The sequence below is a fragment of the Streptomyces atratus genome (assembly GCF_014648655.1).
Lineage (GTDB): Bacteria > Actinomycetota > Actinomycetes > Streptomycetales > Streptomycetaceae > Streptomyces > Streptomyces atratus.
In genome coordinates, this window is sequence record NZ_BMRN01000138.1 from 1 (window position 1) to 3,044 (window position 3,044).

Genomic DNA, 3,044 nt, shown 5'->3' on the forward strand with positions numbered 1-3,044 from the left:
GGAACTCAGGCGAGTACTTCGATGTCCCCAACGGGAACTCCTGTCCTATGGATCTTCACGATCCAATGATCAGGGTGTCCACGATCAAGGGGAAACGCCCGTGTCGTCATTGAGACGCAGCGAATAGTCCAGATCACCGCGGCGTGCACGCGTCGACCACCCCGTGCCATCTGCACCGAAGAACGTCGCATCGTGACGGGCACCGGCCTCAGTCGCCGTGTCCTTGGCGGTCATAATGCCTGAACCGGGAGCCCCGTCATCCAGGTGCCATCGGCCGACCGGGCCGCTTGCCGGTGAGACCTTGAACGTGAACTCCGCCGGTGTCCCCCACCGTGTCCGGCCGGAGGAGTCGAGCTTGAGGTCGCTGGCCTCGACCGACAGCACCTGGGTACCAGTCAGGGACGGAGTGACGTCATTGACGGTCACGGTGGATCCTGTGACCTGTTTGGTGTCCTGGGCCGAGGTCGTCAGCAGACGCCACCGGTAGGCCTTGACGTCGGTATCCGCGGCATTGGGTGCGAAGGTGAAGCTGCCCGGTACTCCGGGCCCACCCTTGCCCTCGCAAAGCGTCACCGTGCATGCGGTGTACGGGGCGCCCGCCGTAATGGTCGGTGTCTTCGGCGCGGTCGAGTCGATTTTGAAGTAACACCACGACGAGTACGGGGAGAACAGATCACCCGAAGCGCCGTCGTAGGACCAGTGGGACTGAGTGCGCGCCTTGAGGCGATACAGGCCGCCATCTGCACGATTGGACGTGCGAAGGCTCTGCAGTGTCTCGTCGGGAACCCAGCCACTGGCTGGACGGTAGTCGGACCAGACCTGATGCCATGCGGCATCGTCGCCCCGCTCGACAATGTACTCAGCCTGCAGCGATCCCTCCTCATCCCCCAGGTGAGCTTCGACCTTTGTCTGAACGCGCGCCTGGACCATCGGGTCAACGCGGGTCACCATCAACGGGTCCGTCGACGACGTCCTGCAGTACGAAGTGCTGCCGTTACCGGGAACGACTCCCACGTTGGTCGGTACACCCGGCTGATGGGCATAGTTGACCTTGAGCTCGGCATTGTCGTCGAACCGCTTCCAAGACCGCGCGTCGCCCTCATCCTTCGCCTTCAACATGAAGGTCAGACGTTTGATCTTCCCATCGGCGAACGAGCGCACCGTGGACTTGAGGTTCTCGTCCGGCTCAGCAGGATTGTCGTTGAACTCAACCCAGTGGTCAGGCTGCGACGGGCTGCAGTTGTCACCACGACCGTAGGACACATTCTTGTCGCCCATCAGGTCCAGAATCTTCGGTCCCGGCCAGCGGGTGCCTTCGGACATGTTGTCGGTCCGCACCAGGTCCACCCAGTGCGCATCACAGTTGAACGACCACGTTTCAAATGCCCGGAAGGTTGCATCCAGAATGTACTTGCCCGCGAGCTGGCTCGGCGAGAGCTCGTACAGCATCCGGTTCTTGTATCCGTTGCCGCAGTAGTACCCGTCCGCGTTCCCGCACAGCCCGACGCCGTACTCCCCCTTGAACTGCCACCATCGGTCGCCGTCCGAGGAGATCACCGACCGCTCGGACACCCCGAGTCCGACTGACGGGTCGATGCGCACGGGATACACCGTCCCCGCGCCCCGCAGCAGGTCCAGATCCGGCGTCACCGAGACAGCCTCACCCTCGACCCTCACCGGAAGCACCGCTGTGGCATCGCCTGTCCCCGGCTGCGTGGAATTGCCCTCACCGGCTGGATCCTGCGGATCATCAGCCACTGCTACGCGGGGCTGCTGGGCCGCAGGTGTTTGGTCACCAGCAGAATCCCACATCTGACCAGCCGGACCCTTGAAGACCGTGTTGCCGTTCTCGTCGACCGCGCGCAGGCCTCCGCCGGCTCCCGGCACGATCTGCAAGCCGTCGCCGGAAACCGACAGGGTCACCTGCTCCAGCTCTGAACTGGCTGCAGCCTCAGCTGACTTGACGACCAGAACCTCGTGGTAGCCCTCGGCCGTCGCCGTCAACTCGAGGTCGACGCCCGCCATGACATTCGCATACGTGGCAGTCGCACCGTTGATGGTCGGCTCCGGCAGCACGCCGGGCCAGCCCAAGGACACCGAGCCCTGCTTACTGCCCAGACGGATCATGTCTTTACCGCCGCCGCCGGTGAACGCCAGATCCACCACAGCGGCCTTCGGTCCCACAGAACCGTCGGAACGGTACACCAGCGTCGTGTCCACGCCCTGCCAAGAACCGTCACTTGCCCGCACACGCCGCGGTGCCGTCGACTGGGTCAGCGTGAACGAGCCGTCGGGATTCGCCTCGGTCGTCGCATACTCGGTGCGCGCCGCGGTGATCTCGACCGGCTCCCCGGTCTCCGCGGCCTGCGCCAGCGCAGTCTGCTCCCCAACCAAGTCACCGGCGTTGGCAGTCGCCTTGGCCACAGCACCGGCACCGGATGCATAGGCAGGAGCCGTCCCGGCCATGAGCGCAAGGCCAAGCAGTGGGCCCAACACCCGCCCAGCCCTTCGTCTACTGACAGACAAAACTCTCCCCCACCCCGGCACAGAGCCTCCCCAGACCCTTCACGTTCATGACCTTCTAGTGAAGGTTGCTCACGGACGGTAGGCGCAAGCAGCTTTGATCGTCAAGGAATTTCCTGGCACATGAATGGACATGCAAAAACCTGCCCCCATGACAACTGGGACATATAGCCATGAGGCGTTGCAGTCATCCGAGATACAAAAAGCCCCGCAATAGCTACTCAGAGGGCGATTGATGCATATGTCTTCTTTTTGAGGACTGCATTACTAAGGTTGAACTCGTGATGTCGCTGGGTTGCTCAGGTGGGTCTGATGGTCAGGCCGGTCTCGGCGAGGCAGCCGTCTATGAGGTCGCTGCGGTACTGGATGTGCCGTAGGCCGCGCTGGACGAGGTGTTCGGGGGTGCTGAAGGCAAGTTGGGCGTTTCCCCTTGATCGTGGACACCCTGATCATTGGATCGTGAAGATCCATAGGACAGGAGTTCCCGTTGGGGACATCGAAGTACTCGCCTGAGTTCCGGG

2 pseudogenes are annotated in these 3,044 nt (G+C 62.8%); both read right to left on the reverse strand.

The window, feature by feature from the left end:
- Window positions 1-99: 99 nt before the first annotated feature.
- Window positions 100-2,394: pseudogene (locus tag IEZ15_RS43580) on the reverse strand (LamG domain-containing protein); the annotation flags it as partial.
- A 428-nt stretch (window positions 2,395-2,822) separates the two neighbouring features.
- Window positions 2,823-2,945 (reverse strand): annotated as a pseudogene (locus IEZ15_RS46285) (transposase); the annotation flags it as partial.
- Window positions 2,946-3,044 lie beyond the last annotated feature (99 nt).